Source organism: Marinomonas sp. PE14-40 (assembly GCF_051623805.1).
Classification (GTDB): domain Bacteria; phylum Pseudomonadota; class Gammaproteobacteria; order Pseudomonadales; family Marinomonadaceae; genus Marinomonas.
Genome location: NZ_CP130700.1, coordinates 1,485,152 through 1,506,688 on the forward strand (window position 1 = coordinate 1,485,152; position 21,537 = coordinate 1,506,688).

Here is a 21,537-nt window from a genome sequence, read left to right on the forward strand (position 1 = left end):
AAAACGTAATTAAATCAACATACAAATTACATAAGTACACATTATTTCCTAATTTAAAACAATGAGTATCTAAAACTAAAATTAACTCTAATTCTCTAGCCTAGACCTGATATACGCCTTAAAAGCAATTTGTTTAAGACTGGATTGTTGGTCTTTTTTAAACACGAGATACAAGGTTTTTTGTGGTAGCTGAGATTTTAATTCGGAAAAAATAGGAAGGAGTTCACCTGCAGAAATTTCTGTTTGAATTGAGAGGTCTAGCAATAGTCCTATCCCTAAATTGGCCATAACACTCTGATATACCCCCTCTATATCATCACTTCTATGTAACGGAAGTGAATCTGGCTTGATATTTTGTTTCTTAAAAAACTGCTTTAAAGCCCTAGATCCATTTAGAGGAGACATCAAGATCAAACGATGATGCGCTAAATTAGAGAGACTTTCGGGTTTGCCAAACTGATCCAAATAACTTGGCGTAACACAGGCAAGCAACTGGGTTTTAATTAAGGGTGTTGCAATGATACTACTGCTATTAGAGAGTTCTCCTAATCGAAAAGCAAAATCGATTTTATCCTGATGAAGATTGACTAGATCATCACTAAAGCTGAGGTCTAAGGTTAATTTAGGATGCTGCTTGATGAAGTCTGCGATGATTGGAATCACAGGACCTCTGGCCAATACTTTTGGCAAGCTAATAGCTAACTTACCTTGGATTTCTTGGCTGTCTTGATGGAGTTTGGTTTCGGCTTCGAGTATGTCTAAAATAATTTGCTTACAAGCAGGATAGAAGCTTTCGCCTGATGCCGTAATTTCTAACTTTTTATGGCTACGATTAAAAAGAGTCACACCTAAACTTTGCTCAAAGTTTGCCAACTGTTTACTCACAGCCGCTGGTGTAATGTTTAAATGTAAAGCCGCTTTAGCAATACTGCCTAACTCAACAATGGCAATAAACACCTGATAATGCATAAGTTTGGACATTTTGCTTCTCCCTGAGATTGAATCTCATTTTATCCCTATAAAAGTTATTTTTGCATTCCAAATAGTTAACCAAGATTCAATTATTAGTTCCTTTAAGTATTTATCAAAGATCATAAGCTGTAGCTAGATCAATCATTACTGAGTAAATTTGAGAGGAAAACTAAATGATTCAATTAGCCAAGGTCACACAATCCATTAAACAAGATATAAACAGTGTATTTACCTATACAACAGATCTTGAAAACTACTCAAACTGGTTTGAAGGTATCATTCATATAGAACCCTCCAATACCTTAGCTCAGCTTGAAATAGGAAAAACCTACAGAGAAACACTCTTAATCAATGACAAAGAAGAGATCTTAACGATTAAGGTTCATCATTGCTCAAGCCCAACACAGTTTGTCACTCAAGGTGATTTAGTGGGGCTTTTGCCGCAAATGACCATGTCGTTTGAGCAAATATCAGAGCAAGAAACCAGATTCACCTTAGTCTACGCAAGCCGAGAGCCAGCACTCAAACAGAATCCAGAAATGATTCAAGCATTGCAAGATGACCTTCATAGCCGAGCAAACAAGGCAGTACAAAACTTAAAGAAGATATTAGAAGAGAGATAAATTAAAAGCATAAAATAGCGGATAGAGGTTCTCTATCCGCTATTACTTAATCCCCTCAATGGCAGCTTAATTAGCTGACTTTAAACGAATGTAATCAAGCTTAGAACTTACCGTTTGAATTTTTCCATTGCGCTTTTGGCAGAATCGTTTCGATAACATCCCAATGCTCTACAATCTTGCCGTTTTCAACACGGAAAAGGTCATAAAAAGAAGTTTCTTTACCTGCAAAACTTCCTTCACTTACTGACAATACAAAATTACCTTGACCCAATACTAAATGATTCTTGTTATAAACCATTTCAATACCTTGAGATGCCAAATAAGCCAATGCTTTACTTAAACCAGATAGGCCATCAGCTATTTGGGTATTATGCTGTAAGTAGTAATCCCCTTCGAAGAAATTGCCGACTTTATTAAACTCGCCTTTCATCAAGATAGTCTCAACAAAGTCAGCTACTAACGCTTTATTAGCCTCTGTTTTATCTAGATCAACCGCTTTGGTTGCGCCATCAAGCTGTGTACGACCACTTGGATTAGGCGACGTTGCCTTAGCTTGTAGGTTATCCCAATGCTCAACCATTTTACCATCTTCAAAACGGAAAATATCAAAACCTATTTGAGGCTCAAACAAGTTATATTCTGTATGTGTGAAAACGTAATCGCCGTCTGTGTAAGCTCTAACCACGTCAGCTTTAACACCCGTTTTAGGTAAGATAGAAAGTAAACCTTTTAAACCCTCTACGCCATCTCCAGCCATTAAGTTGTGCTGAACATATTTTTCAGAATTAATGTAAGCCAAAGTTGAGGTATCTTTCGTTTCAAAGCTTGATAACAAAGCCACGGCTTTTTCTTGATTAGTCAATTGCGCATCAGCATTTGCTTTTGTATTGCCACCGCAAGCGGTTAATAGAACGCTTGCAGATAATGCTGCAATGGGAAGTATTTTATTCATAATGACCTCTGAGTTAAGTTTCGGTCATAGTAAATTGAGAGCAGAAAGTGAGGCAGGTGAAAGACGACTTAAAAAAGGTAAATATCGTACCTTTTATATTTTCAATCACCTTAGAAGAAAGGAGTATCTAGAGGCTCTGCCTAAATTTTGATGGGGTAAAACCTGTATGTTTTTTAAAGTACTTAACAAAGTTACTCAGCTCATCAAAACCTAATTCAAATGCCAAAGTTTGAATCTGACACTGGCTAATAGCAAGCTCTCTTTTAGCTTGTAGAATCACCTCTTCGTCAATGAGTTGCTTTGTTGTTTTATTTGCCACCAGCTTACACAATAAGTTGAGCGATTTATAACTCATCTCCATCATATTGGCATAATCAGATGCGTTTTTTACCTCTCGGCATCGTTGGCTTAATCGGGCCATAAATTCACTAAACTGATCAATTTGCCTTGTACTGAGTAAACTTGAAAAGTCTTGGTTTCTCTCTTTATCCAATTTCAGCAAGATACTAGAGAACAAGAGCTGCAACATTAATGGGTCACTCTCCTCTTCTTGATGCTCTTTCAACAATTCTCCTAGCAATGCTTCAATGCTAGCTTTTAGAGTCTCATCTAACTTGATAACAGGCGACTTGGTTTGGAAATAATGAATTGGCGCAAACAAATGAGTACGGATGTTTGTTCTCGCTTTTACAATAAAATCTTCAGTGAAAAGCAAGAGTTTCCCTTCTGGCCGATTTTTTAAATCAAAGGCATGAACCTGATGTCGATTAATAAAAACACAGGTATCTGAAGTTAATGGATAGTGATTAAAATCGATAAAATGCTGACTCTCCCCCTTTTCAATATAAAGCAAACAATGAAAATCCACTCTATGGGGTAAAAATGGAGAATGGTTCAAGTTTTCTTTTTGATATAGAAAGTTCAGATTAACAATATCTAAACCCGTTTGGGCATGCTGCGTATTATTAAAATGTACCTCAGGGATAGCGACATTATTATGTGTTTGTGTACGCGCCATGCATTAATTCCAATAAAGTCAGATAAGGGAATATGCTATCCCAAGATTCAGCCAAAGCACAGGATTGAATTGGCTAAATCCAGTTATCCAAATGAGCAGTTAATATGGACCTCCTCTGCACAGGTATATGTAAGTACAGCTCACTTTTAGGGTCTGCAATATTAAAACCTTGCCCATAAAGCTCAAAATCAGGCTTTTCAACATAATCATAGTCTGACTTTGGCAACCGTAAGCGATGAAGATAACTATAGAGATTAAGCCATTTGGCTTTTTGATATTTCTTGCTGTGTTTTAGCATAAGCTCATATTTCAATTTACGAATGCAAATGTCGCGTAACGAAAAAAATGTTGTGTTACGAAAGCTTCTTGACTTAAGAATATAAAAATATGAAACTCGGTTCCAAATAATAACCATATAACCATTTCATAACTTTAAATTAGGATAGGCTGTGAAAATCACGTCATTTGTACTAAAGAATGAGATAGGTGATCGAGTGGAAATACTCAATTTTGGCGCTCGCATCATGAAGTGGAGCACCCTAATTGATCAAGAAAATCGTAATATCATTTTGGGCTACGAGCATTTAGATGACTATTTTGAAGATTCATTCTATATGGGCGCAGTTGTCGGCCCTTATGCCAATAGAATCGGCAATGCAGAAACCTCTATTCTAGATACGAGGATTAACCTAGACCCAAACCAAGCACCGCATCATTTACACGGTGGTCACCAAAATTTAAGTAATCAAATCTGGACTGGCGTTGAGAAAAGTAGCAATAGTATTACTCTGAAATGCAAGCTAGAAGACGGCCTTAGCGGCTACCCTGGTAATCGGGTATTTTCTGTTAACTACCACTTATCAGATGAGTCATGCTTGACGATCAAGATACAAGCTCAAACAGATAAAACCAGCATCATTGGCCCAACTAGTCACCCTTATTTTAATCTTGCGGGCTTTGGTAATCAGCATTTGGGCCATAAGTTACAGATTTTTTCTGAGCAATATACCAAGCTTGATTCGATGGCAATTCCCACTGGAGAAGTTGTCTCTGTATTGGAGACTAAACTCGATTATAGACAAACGCGACAGCTAGAAGCCCCAGAGGATAAAGACAGGTTAGATCATAACTTTATTCACTCATCTAGTTTGAGCGAACAACAAGCAATTCTAACCAGCCCTGACGATAAACTATCCTTAGCCGTTTCCAGCAATTATCCTGGCCTTCAGGTTTATACAGGCAACTATCTAAGCGATTCGTTTGAGCCGCAATCTGGCATTTGTCTAGAACCTCAGTTTTATCCTGATAGCCCAAGCCACACAGCATTTCCGTATCAGCATACCAATCCAGAGACGCTATTTGAAAAAGTCATCAAGTATCAATTACTCAAATAAGCACTCTGATTAATAGTAAAAAGCCAGTTGCACCTATAGTGACAACTGGCCTTTCTAATCAAAACGATTACGTTTTTAGTTCACTCTTTTTTAGACCTCTATTTTTGAGATACCTGGAACTCGCCTACCAGAGAGTTTAATTTCATACTGGATAAACCCACTCTAGAAGAACGCCTTTGCAATGCGGCAATAGAGCGCTTCATTTGTTCGGTTGCCGCTCCCATTTCTTGTGCTGTATTGGCATTCTCTTTATTACTCACATTGAGCTGAAGAATGTCTTGGAACATATTATCAACCAGTTCATACAAACGATTATTCTGATCATTCTCCTGTTCGTTTACCAATAGGCTCTTATCGACATTCTCTGCTTCCTTTTCCATAAAACTCACTGCTGATTGGGTCTCTTTTTGAATACCCTCAAGCATGGTTTGGATTTCTTCTGCGGCGCTGGCAGTCCGTGAGGCAAGGTTTCTCACTTCGTCTGCCACCACTGAAAAACCACGACCATGCTCGCCTGCTCGTGCAGCTTCTATCGCCGCATTTAACGCCAGTAAGTTAGTTTGGTTAGTTATCTCTGTAATGGTGTCGATTATACTGGCGACTTCATTAGTTCTTTCATCCAATGATTTAACCGATTCAGCAGTTGTACGCACCACATCACGTATCCCTTGAGTGCCAAGCTTCACCGCTTGAATACGAGACTCAGCCTCTTCCACAACCGTGTCCATGGTTTGCTTTAAGGTTTGCGCAGTATGGGATGCATCTTGTACTTCATGAATTTGTTTTTGGAACACCGTCAGCATAGATTCGACTGTGGTTTCTAGGTATTCAGACGCTTGGCGCGCTTCTTCATTGGTGTGAATCATAAATTCATTAGAGCACTTCACATTGCCACTGGCAGAGATAACCTGCCCCATGGTGTTATCCAAATTGTCGATGAAACTGTTCATCCAGCGACCCATATCACCGGTTTCATCTGCTTTCAGGCCTTCCTCTTCTAGCCTTTGCTTTAAGTTGCCCTCACCTTCTGCGATTGTCTGTATGACATTTGTCATTTGGGTTAAATGTTCACTGACATCTTTGGGACCTAAAAGGTGAAAAACATAACCCGCTAACACTAGACTAGAGCCAGTTAAAGCCGCGATTAGCAATGTTGAAAGGTCGGTAAATGAGGTTAGGCCTATTTGTAAACCAAGCGGAATACTGGCAGCTACGGCATAGCCTTTCATTAGACGTAAATTAAGTGAGCGACGGCGATATACTTCTTCTAAATCACCTTCGCACATCATGCCCCAAACATCAGGACTCCCTTTTAGCTGGAAAGTCACGCCCTTACCAATGACAGGAATATGTCTGTAATCTGAATAACCTGGATAAGTGACAAAGAGATTCTGCCCATTTTTGATGGTTTCACGAATACCAGGATGGAGCTCTTTCGTTGCTGGATCAGTAAAACGTATTTCAAATTCAGTATGCTGGCTTACCTTCACGACCCCCCAATCTGTGGTAACACCTGACTTAAGATTCTCCCCATGACTAAAGGCATTATCTTCAAAGCGAGAACGAGATAAAGCCGTTCCGGGTAAAATTGCAGAGTCAAAGTTAGCTTCCACCATGAATAAGTAATTATCCCCAGACTCTTTATAAATGTGCCCTGCTTCCCTTTGAATCAAATCACCGAGCACATCATTTGGCACTCGCGCACAAATTGCCCCTAGCATTTGATCTCCACGTTTAATTGGAAGATAAAACATCAAGGTCACAGCGTCATGAAATTTAGAGCTAGATGGCCCTATTTTTAAGGTATTTTGGTCAATATAAGGGCCATGAAGAAATGGGGCAGCTAACCCTTGAGATAAGGCACTCGCATCAAGGTCTTGTTGGTTTTTATGGGGTTTATAAGTAGAGTTAATCACCTTTCCTTGATCATCAACTACAAAATATTCGGACACATCACGGGCAAGCTTAAGTCTTTCATCCAAAATACTTAGGTCAATGACTGGGTAGGTTTCAGAGAAGATTTCCAATAAAACATCAAGATGAGACCACTGGCTGTTCACCCAAGTATTCAATAATTTCACTCGAGTATTGGCAATGCCTTCAAAGGTCTGTTCAACAGCGGGATAAATCCCTTTATTCAAATAACAGGACCAAGATAATGAAAGTTTGCCATTGTCACCGAACCAAGGAAGCCAGCTTTTTTCCGCTTGAGTTAAGGACATGAGTGAACTTTTAAGTGCCATGTGTGCTCCATTTAGTTTTTATATACAAAACGAAACAAAGCAATAGACTTGCCAACAGATAAATTAACTCTTATTTAACAATTAGTTAAAACATTCCTCTGAATAAAAGATATACGACACTATCTTTAATCATTGGAGTAAGTAACAAAGTGTATATGAGAAAGGCGTAAGTAGGCATTTAGCACCAAATCAATGCATTAAAGAGCAATAATGGTGCGTATTTTATTGATAGGCTTCCTATTTAAATGAAGCCTTGGATAAGGACAATCCCTTATCCAAGGAGTTAGATTCAAATAGCGTCATTTAGCTTCTTAATTAAAGCTTGGTTTTCTGGTGTATCTTTACATAAAAGGCTGTCTTCATGTGACGCGACAGGCGAGGTTTTAGTATGAGGGAAAGGGTCTTTACCAGCAGAGTAAAAAGCATCATAAATATCCGGAGTATAAGCAACCATATAATCTAAACTGCCTCTCTCAAGTTTTTTAATGTTTTTCGTCAGCTGATCAACCTTCATAAAACGAGCCCCAGAAGACTCAACATGATTACCATAAGGCATGCCTTTTCTCGCCCCTACTTTTTTCCCCTTTAATAAAGCAACATCATTAATCGCAGCGTCACCTGGTTTAGAGAAAATAAAGATTTGTGCGGTAAACATAGGGCTACTGACAATGTGCCCATCACCATATTCATAAAAGTCTGGGTTCTTGTTAGCCGGGCTGATACAACAATCGGTGCAGCTATCATAAGCATTCACTGCCCGTGCAGGTGGCATGATGAGCACATCTCGCCCGGTTGCATCACGAATCATGACATCATAAATACCCTGTCCATCATTATTGTGTAATCCAGGAATATCTATCCCTATTATGGTTTGAGCAGAAATACTGTTTAAAAAGCTGCTCACAAATAGCAGTAATCCAGAAAATAAAACGCGTTTAGTTAACATCTTGTTTGCTCTCTAGTGTTAATAAAAAAGTGTTTAATTAGCATTAAACAAATGGTTTTAATTAAAGCTAGAACAGGCTTAGTTATTCGTCTAGAAACTGGACTGTAAATATAATGTATAAGAATTAGCCTAAAAAGCAGGACAATGAGAAAAAAATACTCAGCTCTTTCTTTCTCATCGTTGGGACCTAAAGTTATTGCGTTGGCCCTAAGTTTATTTGGGTCAGATTATCATTAATATCAAAAATAACACCTCGAATATCAGTGATGCCCATTTCACTTAATCGAGTCGAATGCATTTCTAGGTAATTTTGAGCTGATGTTTCATCTTTAAAAAGATAAACTCCACCTCCTAGTTTATTCTTTTCACTCTCTGTCCAAATTTTCCAAATCATGCCTGGTTCATTGTTAATTGAATGTGCAATGCCTTCTAGCGCTGCGCTCATTTCATCACCAAAAGGACCATTAAATTGAAAGTCTACTTGTAATAATTTTTGCATCTAAATTTCTCCAAAACTGATTATAAAAAAGCTTAATACCAACTTACTACTCAGTAGAGGTAAGTGAATTAATGCCAATAAGCAGATAATACCTTTAACAATTAGACTTAAAAGTTCATAATTTAATCATTTACTGTAGATAAAATAGACAGATGAAACTTAAAAGCACCTTAGAACAATGGATCACACTTCAAGCAATCGAACGCGGTGGAAGTATTCAATCTGCTGCTGAAGCACTCAATAAAAGTCACACTACGCTTATTTATGCCATCAAAAAACTAGAGGATCAGCTGGGTCTTAGCTTGGTGGAAGTTAAAGGTAAAAAGACTCATTTAACCCTTGAAGGAAAAACTATTCTTCGACGTGCTGATGCCATGATAGAGCAAGCACAACAGTTAGAAGTTATCAGCAAACAGTTACAAGCAGGTATCGAAACAGAAATCACCTTATCCATAGATCATTTATGTGACCCCAATTGGATCTATCCAGTACTGGCTCGTTTTTATCAAGACAACCCAACAACATCCATTCAGTTGGTTGAAACCACCTTGTCCGGTACCCAAGAAGCCGTTTTATCCCAAAAAGCCGATATAGCTATCATTAATATTCCAATTACAGACTACCCTGCTGATATATTTGGAAATACTAAGATGTTGGCGGTAATTGCATCGCACCACCCACTGGCTCAAAAAGAAACGCTCTCTTTTTCGGATCTTAAAACTATCACTCAAATAGTGATTCGTGATGCACCATTTGAAGCGAACGCCACAGCATTCGAACAAGAAAGCAAACAAGAGGATATCAATGTCGGCTGGCTTAAAGCAGAACAGAGACTGACGCTTGATAATTTTGAGCAGGCCCTCAGTGCAGTAAAAGCAGGAGTCGGATTTTGCCGCTTGCCAGAGCACCTCATTCAAGCAAACCAAGACAATAAATTAATACAGCTTAAGCTAGATAACTCCGCTAGCTATCAGATACCAACACATATAACACTGCCCAAAGGAGAGAAAACAGGCCCAGCAGCTAGACAACTCTTTGAACTTTTACTTACCAGTACAGCCGAACGCTTATAGGCCACTTTTTCGCTACTTCTTATATGGTTATTTTACTGCGTCTTGTTACCAAAAAATAAGAAACGATACTCAGCATAGTTAATCCCGACATCACTAAATATGCCATGGATAAACCTAACAACTGGGCACTTAAGCCTGCGACTAAATAGGTAATTAGCCACCAACAATGGCTAAGTGAGAAGTGTGCTGCAAAATATGGTGCTGTTTCTTCACTGCCACAGGTTTGCACTATGATCAAACTAGACGTGGTTTGAATGCATGACATACCGACTCCCATCGCTACGCAAAATGCCGCAAAACCAAACCAGCTAGAAGATAACAAAGGAATTAAAAAAGCGAATAACAAAGTTACCATTCCTATCCAATGAAACCTTTCTAAGCTCAGTTTTTTAACCCAATAAGGCAAACCTAAAGCAACAAACATAGAACCTAACCCCACTAACATCATCGCCAATGCTGTTTCACTCTCATCCCCTTTTAGAATGTCATGGACATAGACGACGGTATTTACTAGCACCATGGCAGAAGCACTTGCTGCGGCTAAATACGCAAACCAAAGTGCTTTCAAAGAAGGTTTCGATAAATAGTTCTTTAAACCTAATGTTAAATTTTCCAAAAGTCCTGAAGCCTGAATGACGGGCTTAGTCCCCTGTTTTAAAGGAATGCTAATGAGTAAAAGTAAACTTGCCGATACAAGAAAAGACATAGCATCCAAGAAAAACACATAACGAAAACTCAGTACTAACAGGAGTAATGCTGTAAACATTGGGCTTAGCATCTGCTCTAAATCAAACGCTAAGCGGCTAATACTCAAAGCTTTTACATACTCATCTTGATCATCACTGACTTCTGCTAATAAGCTCTGAAACTGCGGTGTAAACCAAGCAGAGCAAGCATGAATGGCAAACATCAAAAAATAGACCTGCCAAACTTGTGTTACAAAAGGGATAAATAGAATGAAGCCTGCTCGGATCAGATCAAGCAAGATAAGGCTTTTACGTTTAGCCAAGCCCCTAGCCATTTGAGCAAACACAGGTGATAAAAAGATATAAGTCAGCATTTTTATGGCAAAAATCATGCTCAACACCACACCGGCATCGCTACCCGCAAGCTCGTAGGCTAATAAGGCTAAACAGACACTTGTTATGCCAGTTCCCAGTAAAGAAACCAGCTGAGCGCTAAGTAACCCAAGATAAGGTGAGCGAGGAAAAAGAGTGTAAAACATAATACTTAACTAGGATTGTGATTTTCATTGCAATATACTCCTTGCAGATCAATCGACTAAATCGAACATATTCATTTTAACTATTAGTCATTTCGATAACCTCTATTTTTATCACGAGAAACACAGATGAAAGAGATAAATTGGCGTGGTGTAGACTTAAATTTATTACTCACCTTCAATGCTCTAATGCAATTTGAGAGTGTGTCAGGTGCTTCAAAACACCTTAATCTAGGCCAACCTGCCACTAGCTATAATCTTAAAAGGCTGAGGCAACTGCTTAATGACCCTTTGTTCGAACGACAAGGACACAAGATGGTCCCAAGTTTTCGAGCAAAAGAAGTCGCACCTCATATTGCGCAAATCTTAAGCATAATAAGTAATGAGGTTTTACCCCAAGGTGAGTTTGATTTCGAAAGCTACGATGGGGTCTACAAGATAGGTTTAACCGACTATGCCGAACAAATATTTGGTCCAGCCCTATTCGATACTCTGTTAGCAGGGTCTCCCAATAGCAAGGTTTTGTTTAAACCTGCTGACTCACAAAATAGTCTTAGCATGCTAGAAAATGGTGAAATTGATCTATGCATCGGGGTGTTTAATCAACTTCCAGATAATGTCAGTAAGACATTTTTATATCGAGAAAAGCATTGGTGTATTTTCGATAATGACCAAATCAAAACCGAGCTCCCCATTCCTCTTGATACTTACCTTGCCACACCACAAATCATAGTGACAGCTAATGAAGACCTAACAAGTAAAGTAGACATCACCCTAAGTAAAATGGGCGTTAAACGTCACGTTGTGTTGGGAACCACACGTTTTTTCACTGTCAGGCGAATTCTTTCTGGCCGTAAACAATTAGCCGTTGTGGCTGAGATGGTCGGGCGCAGTGATCTGATCCAAGACAGGCTCACTTTAAGCCCTCCGCCTATCGATATCCCTGACTTTGATGTGGATATGATTTGTTTAAGCCGTAACGCCTCTCATCCAAGACTGGTTTGGCTAGATGAAAAAGTAAAAGCCCTTGTACAGGCAAAAGTAGAAACCTTGAAGTCCTCTGTTTAAATTCAGGAACACATAAAAAGTGAACGCACCACCAACAAATCAATATAACTGATACTTTTTATAAATATGTTCGATTTCAATGATGAAGACGATAACACTAATATCCTGAGCAACTAAATTAGCTTGCGACAGGAGTAACACCTTGAACCCATTACCCAACATAAGGGGCAGTTGGTTAACACCCATCCCCTTGTTCCGTTATTTAACCTTCATTCCCTCAATTTTGGCCATTCTGTTTTTTTGCAGCATAGCTCAAACAGTAAATGCACATGGTGTCACCCTTGGAGATCAAGGCTATATCCAAGAAATATCAGGCATCAACTTGATTCCTTTTATTTACCTTGGCGCCAAACACATGGTGACAGGCTATGATCATCTCTTATTCTTATTTGGCATTATTTTCTTTCTCTTCAAACTTAAAGATGTGGGTTTATATGTCAGTCTCTTTGCCATAGGGCACTCTTCTACTCTCTTAATAGGGGTCTTTTTTGACATCTCAGCCAATGCCTATTTGATTGATGCCATTATTGGTCTTTCTGTCGTTTATAAAGCTCTGGATAACTTAAATGCTTTTCAACGATGGTTTGGCTTTCAGCCAAATACCAAGCTTGCCACTTTAGTATTTGGCTTCTTCCATGGCTTTGGTCTGGCCACAAAAATTCAAGAGTTTGAGCTTGCTGATGAAGGGCTTTTAGCCAATCTGATCGCCTTCAATGTTGGCGTTGAAATTGGTCAGTTAATGGCACTTTCAGTCATTCTCATCTTTATGGGCTTCTGGCGAAAACACCCTAAATTCATGCAACAGGCCTTTGTTAGCAACACACTTCTGATGACATCAGGCTTTGTCCTTATGGGCTATCAACTTACCGCTTATACCTTAAATTAGGAGGAAAAATGACACACTCACAGGCAACAAAAACAGGCGAAATCGCTTCAAGTTTATCCTTGATAAAAGCGACTATCGCCGCATTTATATCGGCAATTATCATTTTAATCTGCATTGTTTTACCAGCTGAATTTGCCATTGATATTACCGGAACCGGTAAGCTCCTTGGTTTACAAACCATGGGGAAAATTAAGCAGTCTCTTGCTCTGGAACAAGCGGAACTCGATCAGAAGGTGCTAACTAACAAAGCGTTAAGTCCTAGCCCAGAAACGAAGATGCTTGCTGAGCAGGAGGCAAAGGTATTTGCCACACAAGAAACCTCTGTGCAAGCGCCCACTTTAGTAAAAGTATCAGCTCAGGCTAAAACTATATTGATAAGCAATGATGCGTTACCAAAACTAATGACAGACTCTCGTACTCTGGTGTTGGAAAATGGTGAAGCAGCCGAATTAAAAGTCGCCTTAGCAAAAGGTCAGTACGTAGATTTTGAATGGAAAACCAATGCTAAAGTAAATTTTGATAACCATGGTGATTCGGACAATATCCGTTATCACCCTTATACAAAAGGCAAAGGTGTAATGCAAGATGAAGGCAGAATTCAAGCAGCATTCAATGGCTATCATGGTTGGTTTTGGCGTAACCGCTCTGGCAAACAAGTGAGTTTAACAATCAATTTTACAGGGGAATATACCAAGGTTAAACGCGTTTTATAAACACTCACCTTCTTTTTATAGCAGCATTTAGTCCTAAAATGCTGCTTATTTAATTTTACTATCATTCATAACACGTTCGACTAATTAGTCGATAGCAAAGCCTCATTCGGTTCATTTACGCACCACCACGTCACGAATAATGCTATTTTGAAACATATTAAATCCACTTAAACTTCATTTACGTTATTTGTTTTGGCCAACGAAAGCCATAGCAGTGAAAATATGAATGAGGATTAAGCGATGATAATTTATAAATCGATCACCATTAACCAACCTGCATCTCAGGTATGGAAAATCGTTGGTGAAGAGTTCGAACACGCCCATATTTGGATGAGCTTCGTGGCTCATTCGTTTGCTCTAGAGAACAAAAAAGCAGATGTATCAGCGCCATCATCAGCCCCAGTTGCGGGCCGTGTTTGTCGTTTTAACGATAAAGAAAATGGTGGTTACGCTGAAGAAGAAATCACCGTTTATGACCCAGCAACTCGCACCATCGAATTCAATGTCATCCCTAAAAATATGCCTGCTATCCTGCCTATTCGTACTAATAAGGTCAGAATTCATGTTAAGGAAATTAAGCAAAATAGATCTGAAGTGCAATGGACATCTGCCCCAGAAATTAAGAGTTTTGGTCTAATTCTAAGCCCTCTACTTAAGCTCGGTCTTGGTAAGAGCTTTCAAGACATTCTCAAAGAACTCAAAACCTATAGCGAAAACCGTCAATTCAAACTTAACGATCAAGTTCAACCAAGTAGTTCTGCTGCTTAGGTGAAGCAGTAAGAGCTGCTAGTGTGAGTGGCATTGGTATTACAATTGGCTCTAAATGGAGCATCTACAAACAGATTCAATCCGGTGAACTGGTACATATCATGCCAGAGCACCCTCTCATATCAGAAACAGCAATCTGGGCGGTTTACCCAAGTTCGAGGTTATTAGCCCCTAAAGTCAGGGCATTTATTGATTATTTTGGCGATGAGCCCTATTGGGAGAGCTAATAATAAATGCACAACCGAAGCTAAATAGCTGCCTATTATATACGCTTGAGCCTTTGTCTTATGCGACTTAACGCCACTGGGGTGATACTCAAATAAGAAGCAATTTGTTGCTGGGGTATCTTGTCTTTCAACTCTGGATAATCGACACAGAAATCAAGATAGCGCTTTTCTGCTGAATCTTTCACAAAGCTGCTTTCTTTCTCTTCTTTGAGAATAAAGATCTGCTCCATAAAGTGACAATAACATTCTAAAAAACCCTTATCTTGTCGCATCTCACCAAAGAAGCTGTGCCAAGGGTAGGAAATGATCATGCAATCTTCAAGAGCTTGGATACCAAATAAAGCTTTTGTGCCTTTTATTGTCGCCCTTGTAGACCCTATGATTCGAGGTGATTTGGCAAAAGACTGGGTATATTCTTTGCCAGTTTCAGACACACTGACATAACGTACTTGTCCTGTGTGTAAGAAATATAAACGATCGACTTTTTCGCCTTGTTGAAACAAGAACTCGCCTTTGCGTATCGGCTGTATTTGCATGGCTTGAGTAAAATACTGCCAATCTATGCCATAACCCATTTGATCAAAATAGTGTTTAAAGCTTGCTTCTAACAGTGCCTTATCCATTCGGCTTCCTTTTTCTAAATACGCTTTAGCTGATTACGTTTTAACTTATTAAGCTTTTTCCATTGCTTGTTTATTCATGTCTTCTTTATTGAGGCATTCATCATTAGACCTAGACCTCATCTCAATCAAAACAAACGCCAGCCATAATAAACCCAAACCTAACATAAAGCCGAGATTAAATAGGTCATCTAATGCTTTATTCGCAAAAGCAGTGTAGAACGCCACCCAAACAGGAATACTGTATGAAAAGGCTAATAATCGGTTCGCACCAACACTTGCCACCAAACGCTGCTGCAAAATAAAGGTAAACAAGGTCGCAAACACAGTGAGATAAAGGCCGTTAAACCAAAAACCTTTGGCTAGCCAATGAACTTTATCAAGCTCTCCCCAGATGAGGGCAACCGGAATAAGCCAAAGCGTACCAAACAGCATTATTATAAAAGCACCTGATAAGGGTGCAAGCTTGCGTCCCCACTTTTGCACACTCACCACATGTATGGCTAATAACACACTGGCGAAGAGAAAGATGAGATCCCCTCTATTCCAACTCAGTAGACCTAGCCCAGCCTCATTTGGATTGATGTCATTTTGGCTATTAAATAAAACTAAACAAGCCGCGATCGACCCTATTATAAAACCTAATAATTTAATGCCATTTAACCTTTCACTTAGCCATACCCTCGCAATGAAGACGCCGACTAAAGGCACCAGAGTATAAAGTACTGAAGTTTTAAGGGGAGTCGTGTATTTAAGCGCCACAAACAGTCCGATAAAGAAGCCGACTAAGGCGCCGCTTATCACCACATACTGCAAGCACTGTATTTTCGAAGAAAATAAATCAGATAAAGCTTGGCCCCGATTTATTCCCGCCCGCTGCCAATTAACAAGTAACAAACCTAAAATCAGTACGAGGGCCAAAACAAAACGAAAAGCGGTGGTTGCGATTGGGCTAGCGAAGGCATCCATATTGCCTGATACAATGAAAGAAGACGCCATCAACCATGCCCAAACCAATAAGCTAGAAATCCCTTTCATCATTGTTAATGACCTAGTTTAGGTACAAGGAAGCGCTCAAACAGATGAGTCGTAATCACCTGATCCAGAGCTAAACCAAAGCTTTCTGTTAAGATGTTGTGCAATGCATCAGCTGAGTTAACCTGCTCAGTTAGTTCAGTACGTTGGCCTGTTTCATCGGTGAAACGAGTTAACAATTCATGGTTTTTTAAGGCGATAATCACCTCATCATTTTTTAAACTCACCACCAAATTATTAACAAAACCCGCCTCTGGGTATTTATGAGAGAAGAAATGACTTAATTGGCAATCTGCATCTGAATAGTCCGCTAAATCAAAACGGTATAAAGTGAAGAACTCACCGCCTTTAAAGATTTGAACATCATACTCTAGCGTATCCAGCTGCTTTTGCTCAGACAGTGAAATAATACGGTAGGTCTCTCCTCCTATGCTTTGCTCTTTATCTAACTCAAGAGATAGCGGCAAACTTGGGCCATAAGCTCCAAAGCCAGTATCAACCAGATAAGTCTCTCCTTTCAGTTTAACCAAACTTACTCTGTGGGTTCTGGGTGCTTTTTTCTCTTGGTTATAAAGCACACGAGCAAGCTTTAGCTGCACGTCATAACCCAATGAACTTAATAGCTCATAAGTGAGTTTGTTATGCTCAAAGCAATAGCCACCCAGACCTTGGCTGACTATCTTATGGCTCAAGTTCTCTGTGTCTAAAGGTAGGTCTTCACCCAATACGACTGCCAAGCTATTAAAGCTGTATTTCGCAATATGTTTGTTTTGCAAGGCTGAAACAAAGTCTAAAGAAAGCTCACTCTCATGGGTTAGTGCTAAGTCGTCTAGGTAGTTCTGTAAACCGGTAGATAAGGTCATGCTCTATTCCTTTTAATTCATGTCATTCAATGAAGACAGAATATGGGAGTCAGAGAGAGAAGGAATTAACCCAGGTTAATTTTTGAAAACTTTTTTATAAAGTTTTTGAGAAAGAGTCTCTGTCACAAATTAAAGTAAATAAATTTACCCAAGCACTTATAACCAGTCATTTAACCAAAACCCCCGACACAACAATCAATCAATATCTATCTGTTTGCTTGCTGGACAGCCACTTCGGTTAAAAAGACCTACAAAAGAGGCAAAACAGAGCCCTTTGCCAAACGCTTTTCGAGAAGCTTAGCTGCGGCAGGCTTTAATAAGTTAAGAGTGATTGGGTTTGCAAGTTCAGTAAATGGGCTCATGCTCAAATAAGAGCTGAATTATGTAGCAAGTGTTAAAGATCGCCCTTTAGAAAACCTTGGTCTTAAAAATAAGTACTGTCTTTATGAAATAAATAAGCATAACCATAAACGCATCTATGGCGTAGATTGGACCACAGACATGTCTTATAACTGGAGAAGACAACGTACTCAAATTCAAATAAGGCCCCTCGGCGGCGTAATTTAATCGTGAAAGGTCCCCCAACCCATTTGGCTCTCACACCCTATTATTGAGTGTAAAGCAAAAATCAGTCACCTTCCCTCTTATTGCTGATATCTAGGAAGCACATTGCGTTATGACTGAGGTACAGCCAGTGCTTGCTTAATCTGTTTTATTAATTGTACCTTTTCATCCTGATTTAAACTCGCAGTAGGCGGCATGGGCCGCATCTCATTAAAGAGAGCTTGCTCTATCCGGGTCATGCCAGCTTCCTTGCTTAACCAAGCATCTGATGTATTAAGTAAGGTTTCAGGTGCACTTGTTAATGCCTGATGACAAGCTGAACAATGGTCTAACAAGACTCTTTTAAGGGCTTCATTCTCCTGCAAGTCGAGATCGATTGTACGTGTTTTAGCGTGATCCTCACCGCTAACAGTATGTTCAGCTAAATAGCTATTCCCCGGTGCTAACCTCAATAACGCTTTATTTTTATCATCTACAATGAGCAAGGTTTCGTCTTTTAGCATAGCAAGTCCAACCGGAGCCCCTTCTGGGCGAAGGCCTTCAACCTTATTCCAACTATGTATTAATTCAACATGCTGCGCTTGTCGTGTCATCCCCCCTTTAGCATCAAAGGCGTGCGTTGACCATTCTGTTTTGGGCGCAATAGGATCACGTTTAAACCAAGCTTGGTCAGTCAAAACTGGCAGCCCTTTTTTATCTACCTTATACGCGACTAAACGATTACCCACGACACGATACCCATGCCAAGACATTAACAGCTTGCCATCTAGTACGGGTAGTCTCGACGAATTTACATACAGCATATCTAGTGGCGCAGTATGGGGCGGCAACAAAACATAAGGTGCTTGATAATTAGCTTGTTCACATCCATCTTCAATCACATTCTGATCAAAATTTTCATTTAAACAATAGGGCCAACCATAAAAACCACCCGTTTTAATCACATTAAGCTCTTCGTAGGGTTCTTCTGCATTTTTAATATCACTGCTATTTTCAGCCTGTAATAGCGTACCAGACGAATGAACAGCCAAAGCCATTGAATTTCTTAACCCTTTTGCCAAGTGCGTAGCATTACTGGAATAAGTGTCTAGTTCGGAATCATAGGTGTAATTCCACAAACCATTATCAGCAAGCTCTACACACTCCCCTTCTATCATGCCGCCTTCACAATGATCTGTTTTTGAGCCCACATTGATCACCAGGTTTCCCCCGTGTAATTGTGCGAAGTTACTCAAAGGGTGTAAGGAATCCTTATAGGGGAAATCACTAAGCACAACTTCATCAGACACTATGCGACCTAACTCTAATGTGAGACGACGCATCTGATGAGCCTCACCAAGTAGCACCCGCCTCTTAGCGTCAAATTCAATATCATGAGGCAAGTTCAGTTGTTCGATTAATGCCACAACCTCAAGTTTTCCTTTTAAATTTGGTTTACTAGATGTCACTAACCATAAGACACCTCGATTGGCCGACCAGCCTCCCATATCCGTTACTAATAACCGAAAATCATCTAATTGAAGCGCTTTACGGGGCTTTTTAAATCCTTCAAATTGGCTCACCAGACCGACACACGTACCTTGATAACTGCCAACCGCTACCTGTGAAAAGCCATCGCATGTTTGATTTAAAACGGGATATTGAGCGGCATAACTCAAGGTATGAAAACTTAGCACTAAAAGGCAAATTGATAATAAAAACTTAGTCATTAAATGATCCATATTAGACACACTTCAAAGAAACATTAATCTCTTCACTCCAATCGAGAGGATATCAAAATCACAGTATTTATTAAGTCCTACAGTGGCTTAACAAAGATATTCGAATTAAAACTAAACAAGTCTGTTTCAGTTTTTGCGCTTTTTCACACAAAACTATTTCGCTAGGATGAAATGAACATCATTCAAAAAAAAATAATAATCTATGTTTATCTTTATCAGCGCTTTTATTGCCGGCGCACTATTACCACTAATCACTTCTGCACTGACTTGGAAGACTGAACCTAAATTAAGCCGTAATCTGTTTATTTTGAGTTGCTTTTTATACCTGCAAATTTTGGGGGAAGTGATTTTCAAAGTGAACGATCTAGGGGATTACATTCAATACTTATCTGCATTTTTTGTTGGTTTTAGATTAGTTCACCTCGCTTACATCACTCAATTAGGTATCAAGTTGATTAAGGAAGCCAACCCATTACCTAAGCTACTTCCTATCACGTTAATTATAAATACTTTTGTCTAGCCTTTGGTCTTTATCAGTCATGTCAGTAAGTTCTAGAAGACAATCTCTTCACATAAACTTACTGACATGACTGTCTAAATTCAAAGATTAGAGAGTAAACCAATTAGCCCAGGAAACTCTTCTTCCAACTCCTTTCGTCTTAACTTAGCAAGCGAATGATTTCCCCTGTCGATATGAGAAATTAAACCCACATCCTTCAATAATTTAAAATGATGAGAACGTGTGGCCTTAGCCACGGTTAACCCAAAAGAGGTGCAATGTCTTTCTGCTCCATCTTCATCATTGATGAGATCCACAATAATTTTTAAACGCATTGGATGAGCTAATGCTTTAAGTATTCTCAGCATAACTTCTTGCTTAGTACTGGTATTTGCTATGTTGTTTGGCATGATTTGGTCCTTTTTATTAACGCATCGAAGCATTGACATAAAGTCTTTGCTAATATAAGGTTCGACAAAAATCGAACGTTTAATTTTATTGATACGTATTCATTTTTTATAAACGTATTATTATTTTCTTACCATTCTAGTGAGAAAATTTCTTCCTGTCATGGATTACAACTAATAAGAGGGAACTAAAATGGAAATTCAGAGCAATGCAATTTGTTCAAAACTAGGTCAGATCGAAGTAAACGCCATTCTTAAGGAGCTAAACCACTCTGAATGTTCTTTCGGCCATACAGTAAACAAAAAGCTTGTTCACAGAGCAGCAGTAAGTGAAGTATTCCTTACGGATGTAAAGAGTACAGCTGACGATAAATTCTATACTGGCGCGCACCTTCCAAGAACACACTCTTACTACAATGATGTTCCTGGCAAAACGCATTATGAGAATATTGCTCTGTTAGAAGTTTGTAGACAGTCTTCAATCATCATTGCTCATAATTTTTATGAGGTGCCACTCAATGCGAAATTCATTTTCAATGAAGCAAAATTTCATATCAAAAATAATAAAGCCTTATCAATCAAAGCAACGCCTTCTTTTGTGATAACAGAAGTCGATGTCATTTCCAAAGAATTTAGAAATGACATTTTATGTGGCTTAACTTATGAAATGAGAATCTATGTAGATGGTTGCCTTGCTGCAACCAAACTGATGGATATCTCTTGGATGCCAGTACCAATTTGGAACAAAATCCGAAGCAAAGGTTTGAAGTTTGTCGAAGGTTTTTCTGAAATTAAATATTCAACAAGTCTTTCACAACTTCAAAATAAAGACATCATTGGCAGAACTAATGCTGATAACGTTGTATTGCACCCGGTTGAAATAGTAAATGATAAATACACGGCTAAGCTTTATGTAAACGACACCCATCCCGCTATGTTTGATCACCCTCTTGATCATGTTCCTGGCATGCTTTTGATTGAAGCATTTAGACAAATGTCTCTTTACTGTATCAATAAAAAGTTTGGTTTAGATCACAATGATATCTATATGAAAGACTGTGATATCGAATTTACCAAGTTCACTGAACTAAAAATTGATTCCTCCTGCAGCCTAGACAATATCTCTGTAGATGAAGAGTCAAATGAAATCTCTCTCTTATTATCTACATCACAAAACAAGGCTATCACGGCTAAATGCCATATCAGAATCGCACGTAAATAAGG

The 21,537-nt window shown here is 39.1% G+C and carries 21 protein-coding genes and 1 pseudogene; 10 read left to right on the forward strand and 12 right to left on the reverse strand.

The window, feature by feature from the left end; all coding sequences use genetic code 11:
* Positions 1 to 87: 87 nt before the first annotated feature.
* Entirely contained in the window at positions 88 to 981 is an 894-nt protein-coding gene (locus Q0A08_RS06750; protein ID WP_438465708.1) for a LysR family transcriptional regulator, read from the reverse strand.
* 164 nt (positions 982 to 1,145) lie between these two features.
* Here Q0A08_RS06750 and Q0A08_RS06755 point away from each other — a divergent pair, with 164 nt between their 5' ends.
* A complete protein-coding gene (locus Q0A08_RS06755; protein WP_438465709.1) occupies positions 1,146 to 1,595 on the forward strand; it encodes an SRPBCC family protein in 450 nt (149 codons plus the stop codon).
* A 100-nt stretch (positions 1,596 to 1,695) separates the two neighbouring features.
* On the opposite strand, the gene Q0A08_RS06760 is transcribed toward Q0A08_RS06755, so the two are convergent.
* Positions 1,696 to 2,547, reverse strand: coding sequence for a nuclear transport factor 2 family protein (locus Q0A08_RS06760; RefSeq protein WP_438465710.1), 852 nt, complete (start codon positions 2,545 to 2,547; stop codon positions 1,696 to 1,698).
* Between the two features lie 127 nt (positions 2,548 to 2,674).
* Complete coding sequence (locus tag Q0A08_RS06765) at positions 2,675 to 3,565, reverse strand: helix-turn-helix domain-containing protein (protein WP_438465711.1); 891 nt, start codon at positions 3,563 to 3,565, stop codon at positions 2,675 to 2,677.
* Between the two features lie 449 nt (positions 3,566 to 4,014).
* On the opposite strand from Q0A08_RS06765, the gene Q0A08_RS06770 reads away from it, so the two are divergent.
* Positions 4,015 to 4,959: an aldose epimerase family protein gene (locus Q0A08_RS06770; protein WP_438465712.1), complete on the forward strand. Its 945-nt coding sequence runs from the start codon at positions 4,015 to 4,017 to the stop codon at positions 4,957 to 4,959.
* A 98-nt stretch (positions 4,960 to 5,057) separates the two neighbouring features.
* On the opposite strand, the gene Q0A08_RS06775 is transcribed toward Q0A08_RS06770, so the two are convergent.
* The 3 genes from Q0A08_RS06775 to Q0A08_RS06785 all read right to left on the reverse strand — a co-directional run bounded on the left by Q0A08_RS06775 (position 5,058) and on the right by Q0A08_RS06785 (position 8,647).
* The gene (locus Q0A08_RS06775; protein ID WP_438465713.1) at positions 5,058 to 7,202 is read right to left on the reverse strand and encodes a methyl-accepting chemotaxis protein; all 2,145 of its coding nucleotides are present in this window, start codon (positions 7,200 to 7,202) and stop codon (positions 5,058 to 5,060) included.
* A 289-nt stretch (positions 7,203 to 7,491) separates the two neighbouring features.
* A complete protein-coding gene (locus tag Q0A08_RS06780) occupies positions 7,492 to 8,148 on the reverse strand; it encodes a hypothetical protein (RefSeq protein ID WP_438465714.1) in 657 nt (218 codons plus the stop codon).
* A gap of 193 nt (positions 8,149 to 8,341) precedes the next feature.
* Positions 8,342 to 8,647: a monooxygenase gene (locus Q0A08_RS06785; protein WP_438465715.1), complete on the reverse strand. Its 306-nt coding sequence runs from the start codon at positions 8,645 to 8,647 to the stop codon at positions 8,342 to 8,344.
* Between the two features lie 152 nt (positions 8,648 to 8,799).
* On the opposite strand from Q0A08_RS06785, the gene Q0A08_RS06790 reads away from it, so the two are divergent.
* Complete coding sequence (locus Q0A08_RS06790) at positions 8,800 to 9,720, forward strand: LysR family transcriptional regulator (protein WP_438465716.1); 921 nt, start codon at positions 8,800 to 8,802, stop codon at positions 9,718 to 9,720.
* A 19-nt stretch (positions 9,721 to 9,739) separates the two neighbouring features.
* On the opposite strand, the gene Q0A08_RS06795 is transcribed toward Q0A08_RS06790, so the two are convergent.
* Positions 9,740 to 10,945, reverse strand: coding sequence for an MFS transporter (locus Q0A08_RS06795; RefSeq protein WP_438465717.1), 1,206 nt, complete (start codon positions 10,943 to 10,945; stop codon positions 9,740 to 9,742).
* A 126-nt stretch (positions 10,946 to 11,071) separates the two neighbouring features.
* Here Q0A08_RS06795 and Q0A08_RS06800 point away from each other — a divergent pair, with 126 nt between their 5' ends.
* From Q0A08_RS06800 to Q0A08_RS06820, 5 genes and pseudogenes are all read left to right on the forward strand, one after another.
* The gene (locus Q0A08_RS06800; protein WP_438465718.1) at positions 11,072 to 12,010 is read left to right on the forward strand and encodes a LysR substrate-binding domain-containing protein; all 939 of its coding nucleotides are present in this window, start codon (positions 11,072 to 11,074) and stop codon (positions 12,008 to 12,010) included.
* A gap of 142 nt (positions 12,011 to 12,152) precedes the next feature.
* A complete protein-coding gene (locus tag Q0A08_RS06805; RefSeq protein WP_438465719.1) occupies positions 12,153 to 12,896 on the forward strand; it encodes a HupE/UreJ family protein in 744 nt (247 codons plus the stop codon).
* 8 nt (positions 12,897 to 12,904) lie between these two features.
* Positions 12,905 to 13,609 (forward strand): hypothetical protein, encoded by a 705-nt coding sequence (locus Q0A08_RS06810; protein ID WP_438465720.1) that lies wholly within the window; start codon positions 12,905 to 12,907, stop codon positions 13,607 to 13,609.
* 240 nt (positions 13,610 to 13,849) lie between these two features.
* Entirely contained in the window at positions 13,850 to 14,377 is a 528-nt protein-coding gene (locus Q0A08_RS06815) for an SRPBCC family protein (protein WP_438465721.1), read from the forward strand.
* 14 nt (positions 14,378 to 14,391) lie between these two features.
* Positions 14,392 to 14,604, forward strand: a pseudogene (locus tag Q0A08_RS06820) (LysR substrate-binding domain-containing protein); the annotation flags it as partial.
* Between the two features lie 35 nt (positions 14,605 to 14,639).
* On the opposite strand, the gene Q0A08_RS06825 reads toward Q0A08_RS06820, so the two are convergent.
* From Q0A08_RS06825 to Q0A08_RS06840, 4 genes are all read right to left on the reverse strand, one after another.
* Positions 14,640 to 15,227: a Crp/Fnr family transcriptional regulator gene (locus Q0A08_RS06825; protein WP_438465722.1), complete on the reverse strand. Its 588-nt coding sequence runs from the start codon at positions 15,225 to 15,227 to the stop codon at positions 14,640 to 14,642.
* Positions 15,228 to 15,275: 48 nt separating this feature from the next.
* Positions 15,276 to 16,265 (reverse strand): DMT family transporter, encoded by a 990-nt coding sequence (locus Q0A08_RS06830; protein WP_438465723.1) that lies wholly within the window; start codon positions 16,263 to 16,265, stop codon positions 15,276 to 15,278.
* Positions 16,266 to 16,267: 2 nt separating this feature from the next.
* Positions 16,268 to 17,122, reverse strand: a complete 855-nt coding sequence (locus Q0A08_RS06835; RefSeq protein ID WP_438465724.1) for an arylamine N-acetyltransferase family protein — start codon at positions 17,120 to 17,122, stop codon at positions 16,268 to 16,270.
* Positions 17,123 to 17,796: 674 nt separating this feature from the next.
* Complete coding sequence (locus Q0A08_RS06840) at positions 17,797 to 19,395, reverse strand: PQQ-dependent sugar dehydrogenase (RefSeq protein WP_438465725.1); 1,599 nt, start codon at positions 19,393 to 19,395, stop codon at positions 17,797 to 17,799.
* 214 nt (positions 19,396 to 19,609) lie between these two features.
* Here Q0A08_RS06840 and Q0A08_RS06845 point away from each other — a divergent pair, with 214 nt between their 5' ends.
* The gene (locus tag Q0A08_RS06845) at positions 19,610 to 19,927 is read left to right on the forward strand and encodes a hypothetical protein (protein WP_438465726.1); all 318 of its coding nucleotides are present in this window, start codon (positions 19,610 to 19,612) and stop codon (positions 19,925 to 19,927) included.
* An 80-nt stretch (positions 19,928 to 20,007) separates the two neighbouring features.
* On the opposite strand, the gene Q0A08_RS06850 is transcribed toward Q0A08_RS06845, so the two are convergent.
* Positions 20,008 to 20,316, reverse strand: coding sequence for an ArsR/SmtB family transcription factor (locus tag Q0A08_RS06850; RefSeq protein WP_438465727.1), 309 nt, complete (start codon positions 20,314 to 20,316; stop codon positions 20,008 to 20,010).
* A 190-nt stretch (positions 20,317 to 20,506) separates the two neighbouring features.
* On the opposite strand from Q0A08_RS06850, the gene Q0A08_RS06855 reads away from it, so the two are divergent.
* Positions 20,507 to 21,535 (forward strand): AfsA-related hotdog domain-containing protein, encoded by a 1,029-nt coding sequence (locus tag Q0A08_RS06855; protein WP_438465728.1) that lies wholly within the window; start codon positions 20,507 to 20,509, stop codon positions 21,533 to 21,535.
* Positions 21,536 to 21,537 lie beyond the last annotated feature (2 nt).